At 72.2% G+C, this 6,497-nt stretch carries 6 protein-coding genes and 1 pseudogene; 4 read left to right on the plus strand and 3 right to left on the minus strand.

All coding sequences use genetic code 11. The features are described 5' to 3' along the window. Positions 1–493 (plus strand): annotated as a pseudogene (locus AC0CYZ_RS12445) (alpha/beta fold hydrolase); the annotation flags it as partial. 115 nt (positions 494–608) lie between these two features. Further along, positions 609–1,175 (plus strand): TetR/AcrR family transcriptional regulator, encoded by a 567-nt coding sequence (locus AC0CYZ_RS12450; protein WP_472215718.1) that lies wholly within the window; start codon positions 609–611, stop codon positions 1,173–1,175. Between the two features lie 13 nt (positions 1,176–1,188). Here the strand turns inward: AC0CYZ_RS12450 and AC0CYZ_RS12455 are convergent, their stop codons facing one another. Then, positions 1,189–2,469: a cytochrome P450 gene (locus AC0CYZ_RS12455; protein ID WP_472215720.1), complete on the minus strand. Its 1,281-nt coding sequence runs from the start codon at positions 2,467–2,469 to the stop codon at positions 1,189–1,191. 27 nt (positions 2,470–2,496) lie between these two features. Then, positions 2,497–2,688 (minus strand): ferredoxin, encoded by a 192-nt coding sequence (locus tag AC0CYZ_RS12460; RefSeq protein ID WP_472215722.1) that lies wholly within the window; start codon positions 2,686–2,688, stop codon positions 2,497–2,499. 168 nt (positions 2,689–2,856) lie between these two features. On the opposite strand from AC0CYZ_RS12460, the gene AC0CYZ_RS12465 reads away from it, so the two are divergent. Beyond that, positions 2,857–3,309, plus strand: coding sequence for a MarR family winged helix-turn-helix transcriptional regulator (locus AC0CYZ_RS12465; RefSeq protein WP_472215724.1), 453 nt, complete (start codon positions 2,857–2,859; stop codon positions 3,307–3,309). Positions 3,310–3,541: 232 nt separating this feature from the next. Here AC0CYZ_RS12465 and AC0CYZ_RS12470 read toward each other — a convergent pair whose 3' ends face one another. Further along, positions 3,542–5,074 (minus strand): long-chain-fatty-acid--CoA ligase, encoded by a 1,533-nt coding sequence (locus AC0CYZ_RS12470; protein WP_472215726.1) that lies wholly within the window; start codon positions 5,072–5,074, stop codon positions 3,542–3,544. Between the two features lie 180 nt (positions 5,075–5,254). Between AC0CYZ_RS12470 and AC0CYZ_RS12475 the strand changes: the two genes are divergently transcribed. Next, positions 5,255–6,397, plus strand: coding sequence for an acyl-CoA dehydrogenase family protein (locus tag AC0CYZ_RS12475; protein ID WP_472215728.1), 1,143 nt, complete (start codon positions 5,255–5,257; stop codon positions 6,395–6,397). The last annotated feature ends 100 nt before the right edge of the window (positions 6,398–6,497 follow it).

The raw sequence follows: 6,497 nt of genomic DNA on the forward strand, positions 1-6,497 counted from the left end.
GCACCGGCCGGAGCTGGTCCGCACCGTCACCGGCGTCTCGGTGCCCCACCCGGCGGCCTTCCTGCGCGGGATGCTCCACGGCCCGCAGCTCCTGCACTCCTGGTACATGGGCGCGTTCCAGCTGCCGTGGCTGGCCGAGGCCCTGCTCGACGACGAGGGCCGCCTCGCCGCGGTGCTGCGCCGCGCCGGGGCCGGCGACGGGGCCGCCCGTCGCGACGCCGCCGCGCTCGCGGGCGCCGTCACCGGGCCGGTGAACTGGTACCGGGCGCTCCCGCTCGCCTCACCCGGGTACACCCGCCGTCCGGTGCAGCGCCCGTCGCTGATGGTGTGGAGCGACGGCGACTCGTTCATCACCCGCACGGCGGTGGATCAGAACCCGCGGTTCGTCCGCGCGCCCTACCGGCTCGAGGTGCTGCCCGGGGTCAGCCACTGGATCCCGGACGAGGCCCCGGACCGGCTCGCGGAGCTGGTGCTCGCCCACGTCGGGGGCTAGGCCGGCTCGCCCGCGGCGCCCGGCCGGGGAGCGCACCGTAGCGTAGGTTACGGCCACCGACCGGGTTCGGACGTGGCGGTCCGCCCCGCTCCCTGACCGGAGGGACCCCCTGCCCATGTCGCGCTCGGCCACCCCCGGGACCTTCTTCGACGCCGCGATGCGCCTACTCGCCGGTCCGGGGCTGCCCGCGCTGCGCATCGGCCGGCTGTGCCGCGAGGTCGGGGTGACCAGCGGCAGCTTCTACCACCACTTCGGCAGCTGGGACGGCTTCGTCGCCGCGCTGCTCGACCACTGGGCCGCCGAGGAGGTCGACCGCCCGCTCGAGCTGGTGCGCCGGGCCGAGGTGGAGGACCCGGGCGAGCGCGTGACGCTGCTCAAGGGCCTCGCCCTGACGATCCCGCACGACGCCGAGACCGCGATCCGGCGCTGGGCGGGGTCCGACGCGGTGGTGGCCGCGGCCCAGCAGCGCGTCGACGACGGGCGCCGGGCGGCCGTCCGCGAGGTGATCCTGCCGCTCGTCGGCGACGAGACGCTGGCCGCGACCCTCGCCGAGGTCGGGCTCAGCCTGCTCGTCGGGCACCAGCAGCTCCACCACGCGGGCCCGCCGGTCGACCTCGCGGCGCAGCTCGACCTGTTCGAGGTGCTCGTGCGCAGCCACGCGAGGTGGCCCACGGCCCGGTGAGCGCGGGGCGCACCTACCGGTTCAGCGTGATCGGGAGCGACTTGACGCCGTTGACGAAGTTGCTCGTCAGCCGCGCGGGCTCACCGACCTCGAAGTCCGGGGCCGCGGTGAGCAGGCGCCGCCAGATCTCGCGGAGCTGGGTGCGCCCGAGCATGTTGCCCATGCAGAAGTGCGGCCCCCCGCCGCCGAAACCCTGGTGCGGGTTGGGGTCGCGGGTGACGTCGAACGACAGCGGATCGGTGAACACCTCGGTGTCGCGGTTGCCCGACTCGTAGAACATGACGACCTTGTCGCCGGCCGCGATGCGCTGCCCACCCAGCTCGGTGTCCTCGGTCGCGGTGCGGCGGAAGGTGGCCACCGGACTCGCCCAGCGCACCATCTCCTCGACGGCGGTCGGCAGCCGCCCGTCGAGGTCCTCGGCCAGCCGCCGACGCTGGTCGGGGAACCGCGTCAGCGCCAGGGCGGTGTGGGCGATCGTGTTCCGCGTCGTGTCGTTCCCGGCCACCGAGAGCAGCACGAAGAACGCCCCGATCTCCGCGTCGGTGAGCGACTCGCCGTCGACCTCGGCCTGCACAAGGTTGGTCATGAGGTCGTCGCGCGGGTTCCGGCGCCGCTCGTCGGCGGTCGCGAGGCCCGGCCCGAGCAGCCCCGCGAGCGCGTTGCCCATCAGTACCAACGGGTCGTCGACGCCGTGGGCCGCGCGGACCTCGGCGTCGGCCCCGCTGACCAGCAGATCGGCGTTCTCGGCGAGGGCGTCCTGCTGGTCCTCGGGAAGGCCCATCATGTCGTAGATCATCGCCATCGGCAGCCGCCGGCAGACGAGCTGGACGAAGTCCCCGTCGCCGTGGTCGAGCAGGTCCCGGACGATCGCGTCGGCGCGCTCGCGGATCCGGTCCTCGAGCTTCGCGACCTGCTTCGGCGTGAAGGCCGAGCCCACCAGCTTGCGCAGCTTCGCGTGCCGCGGCGCGTCCATCGCGAGGAACGACTGGCTGGCCTCCAGGAGCTCCGGCGGCGCGTCCATGAACTGGACCCCCTGGCCGGAGCAGAAGAGCTTCGGCGACTTCGACACGGTGGCGATGTCCTCGTGGCGGACCAGCGCCCAGAAGCCCGGGGCCCCCGGGTCCTCCAGGACGCCCTCGGCCGCGCGGTGCCAGCTGACCGGACGCTCGGCCCGCAACCGGGCGAACGACTCCTCGCGCTCGTCGGTGGACTTCGCCCAGAAGGCGAGGGAGGACAGGTCGACCGGGTCGTGGTCGGGCTCGTCGCCGAGGGTCGCGTCCGCGGTCGTGGTCATCCGATCTCTCTCCCTCGCGTGGCGGCGTCAGTCCTGCAGCGAGAGGGCCTCGGTCGGGCAGGCCTCGCACGCCTGGCGGATCTCGTCCTCGCGGCCCTCCGGGACCTCGGTGAGGTGCAGGGTCAGTGACCCGTCGTCCTCCACCTCGAAGACGTCCGGCGCGATCGACTCGCACATCCCGAGCCCGCTGCACTTGTCGTAGTCCACGGCGATCCGCATGGTCGTGGTCCTCCTCGGTCGACGACGACGCGCCCGGACCATAACGTGCATCATGGTGTGCACGCGAGCCACGTCACGTCTCCCGCTGGTACCTGAGCACCGGTACGGGCACGCCGGCCCCGTCGTGCGCAGTACCTTCTCGGGAAGGACACAGGAGGGGGACGCGCCGTGACCGACCTCGCCCGGGTGTTCTCCGACCTCGTCCGCGTCGAGACGAGGCTCTACAACACGCTGAACGACCGGCTCCGCGCCGAGCACGGCCTCACCGCGGGCCAGTTCGAGTTCCTGCAGCTCGTCGCGCGCCGCGACGGCTGCCGCGTCCACGACGTCGCGGCCGAGCTCGCGATCACCACCGGGGCGGTCAGCAAGGGCGTCGACCGCCTCGAGTCCGCCGGCTGGGTCCGGCGGGTGCCGAACCCGGCGAACCGCCGGTCCTCCGTGCTGACCCTCACCGACGCCGGGCAGGCCCTCCTCGACGCGGCCAGCCCGACGTTCGGGTCGGTGCTCGAGGCCCACCTGGCGGCGCCACTGGCGTCGGACTCGCTGGCGACACTGGGCGCCGCGGTGGAGCAGCTGCGTGGGGCGCTCGAGGACGCGGGCCTCGGCACGCCATCGGGATGACGCGGGACACCGGCGACGTCGGCCGGAGAAACGACCGGTCCCGCTCCTGAGCGGCTCCCCAGCGCCAGGAGCGGGACCGGTTCCCGCGAGGTCGCGCGACGAGCCCCGAGCCGTCCGCTGACCTGCTGGGACCAGGCTGCCCCACGCCGACGTGCGGAAACACCCCCGCGTGCGATTGATCGGTTCAGCGGGGTCAGCGGCGCACCCGGTGACGGATGTGCGTGACGACGCCCTACCGCCCCGCGTCCGACTCCACGTACTGCGCGCGGAGGTCCTTCTTGAGGATCTTCCCCGAGGCGTTGCGCGGCAGTTCGTCGACCACGTCCACCGACCGCGGCCGCTTGAAGCCCGCGATCCGCTCCTTCGTCCACTCCACGAGCTCGTCCGGATCGATCGACTCGCCCTCCGCGGCGACGACGATCGCCTTCACCGTCTCGCCCCACCTGTCGTCCGGCACCCCGATGACCGCCACGTCCGCGACCGCCGGGTGCTGGGCGACGACGTTCTCGACCTCGATCGGATAGACGTTCTCCGCACCCGTGACGATCATGTCCTTGATGCGGTCGGTCAGGAACAGGTAGCCCTCGTCGTCGAGGTAGCCGCCGTCGCCGGTGCGGAACCAGCCGTCCGCAGTGATCGACTTCTCGGTCTCCTCGGGCCGCTGCCAGTAGCCCGAGGTCACCTGCGAGGAGCGGATCCAGACCTCGCCGACCTCGTTCGCCGGCAGCGGCTCGTCCGACGCCGGATCGACGATCTGCAGCTCCACCCACGGGTAGGCCCGGCCGGCGGAGCGCATGAGGTGGGCGCGGGGACCGTCGGGGTCGTGGTCGTCGGGGTCGAGCTGGGTGATGGCACCCGTCGTCTCGGTGGAGCCGTAGACCTGGAAGAGCGGGGCCTTGAACGTCTCGAGGACCTTGTGCAGCACCGGCCCGGTGATCGGGGAGGCGCCGTACGCGACGGCGCGCAGTCTCGACCAGTCGCGCTCGGCGGCGCCGGGGACCTGGCAGAGGAATTGCAGCACGGCCGGGACGAGGAAGGCGTTGGTGATCCCCTCGCGCTCCATGGTGTCGAGGAGCTGGTCGGGCACGATGTCGGCGACGAGCACCACGCGGGCCCCGAACGACAGGCAGACCAGCCCGAAGCCCGACCCGCCGATGTGGAAGAGCGGCATCGCGACCAGACCGACCGAGTCGTCGTCGAACCCCCAGTGCCCGCCCACCGAGAGCAGCGCCCCGAAGTTGCGGTGCGAGAGCAGCACGCCCTTGGCCTTGCCCGTCGTGCCCGAGGTGTAGAGCTGCAGGACGGTGTCCTCGTCGTCCGCGTCGGGGTCGGGCTCCGTCCGCCCGGTCAGCCCGTCGACCCAGCCCTCGTAGTCCTCGCCGACCACGAGCACCCGCCGGCCGTCGCGTGCGAGCTTCTCCCGCAGCCCCGCGAAGTCCGGTCCGAGGACGACGAGGCCGGCCTCGGCGTCGTCGGCGAGCTCGATCAGCTCCTCGGGGGTGAGCCGGAAGTTGAGCGGCGCGACCCCGGCGCGGACGGTGGCCGCGGCGAACAGCAGCTCGAAGAACTCCACCGCGTTCTTGCCGAGCCACACCACCCGGCCGCCCGCGCCGACGCCGAGCTCGCGCAGCCCGGTGGCGATCCGCGCCGTCCGGTCCTCGAGCTCGGCGTAGGTCACCGAGCGGTCCCCGCCGGTGAGGGCGGTGACGTCGCCGCGGTCGCGGGCGTGGTCACGGACGATGTCGGTCAGCCGGAACGGGGCCACGGCACCTCCAGAACGGGAGCGGGCGGATGCGGACGCGCGCGGGTGACCGCGGACACATCGCGCCGCGGCACCGTAGCCGGGACCACGGACGAGGCGGAAGAGTCAGGGTTGACCGTTACGGGTCGGTACAGGGACGCTGACGGGGCAGGAGGAGCACGTCTGGACACCGAGGAGCCCCGGGTGGAGCGCACGATCTTCGACGACGAACACCACGCCTTCCGGGAGATGGTGCGGGACTTCCTGGACAAGGAGGTCGCGCCGTACCACGCGGACTGGGAGGCCCAGGGCCACGTCAGCCGCGACGTCTGGCTCGCGGCGGGGAAGACCGGCCTGCTCGGCCTGGACGTCGAGGAGCGTTTCGGGGGCGGCGGGTCGGACGACCTGACCTTCCTCTGGATCCTCTCCGAGGAGATCGCGCGCAGCGGCTTCTCGGGCCTCGGCTTCCCGCTGGCGAACGACGTCGTCACGCCCTACCTCACCGAGCTCACCACCGAGGAGCAGAAGGAGCGCTGGCTCCCCCGCTTCTGCTCGGGCGAGATGATCACGGCGATCGCGATGACGGAGCCCGGCACCGGCTCCGACCTGCAGGGCATCCAGACGAAGGCCGTCCGCGACGGCGACGAGTGGGTCATCAACGGCGCGAAGACCTTCATCACCAACGGCATCATGAGCGACCTCGTGATCGTGGTGGCCAAGACCGACCCCGACGCCGGGTCGAAGGGCTTCTCGCTGATCGCCGTCGAGCGGGACACGCCCGGCTTCGAGCGCGGTCGTCACCTCGACAAGATCGGCATGGTCGCCCAGGACACCGCCGAGCTGTCGTTCACCGACTGCCGCGTGCCCGCGTCGAACCTGCTCGGCGAGGAGGGCCAGGGCTTCATCTACCTGATGCAGAACCTGCCCCGCGAGCGGATGTCGATCGCGATCGCGTCGACGGCGGGTGCGGAGAAGGTCCTCGAGGACACCGTCGCCTACGTCAAGGACCGCAAGGCCTTCGGCCGGCCGATCGCGTCGCTGCAGAACACCCGCTTCAAGGTCGCGGAGATGACGACGAAGCTCGCCGTCACCCGCGCGTTCGTCGATCGCTGCATCGTCGAGCTCAACGAGAAGAAGCTGGGCCCGGCCGAGGCGTCGATGGCGAAGTACTGGGCGACCGAGACCGCCAAGGAGGTCATCGACCAGTGCCTCCAGCTGCACGGCGGCTACGGCTACATGCGCGAGTACCCGGTGGCCAAGGCGTTCCTGGACAACCGCGTGCAGACGATCTACGGCGGCACCACCGAGATCATGAAGGAGATCATCGGGCGGATCGCGCTGGCCTGAGCGGTCAGCCCTGACCGGCGCCCGCCCCGCCGTTCCGCGCGAGGGGACCCTTCGATCGACTAGATCGACCGAAGGGACCCTTCGCTCAGGTCGCGGCGGG

Source organism: Actinomycetospora sp., assembly GCF_055612215.1.

What these genes read in the sequence shown, in the direction of transcription:
- AC0CYZ_RS12450 (WP_472215718.1), top strand. Translation starts at nt 609, where the DNA reads ATGTCGCGCTCGGCCACCCCCGGGACCTTCTTCGACGCCGCGATGCGC.
- AC0CYZ_RS12455 (WP_472215720.1), bottom strand. Translation starts at nt 2,469, where the DNA reads ATGACCACGACCGCGGACGCGACCCTCGGCGACGAGCCCGACCACGAC.
- AC0CYZ_RS12460 (WP_472215722.1), bottom strand. Translation starts at nt 2,688, where the DNA reads ATGCGGATCGCCGTGGACTACGACAAGTGCAGCGGGCTCGGGATGTGC.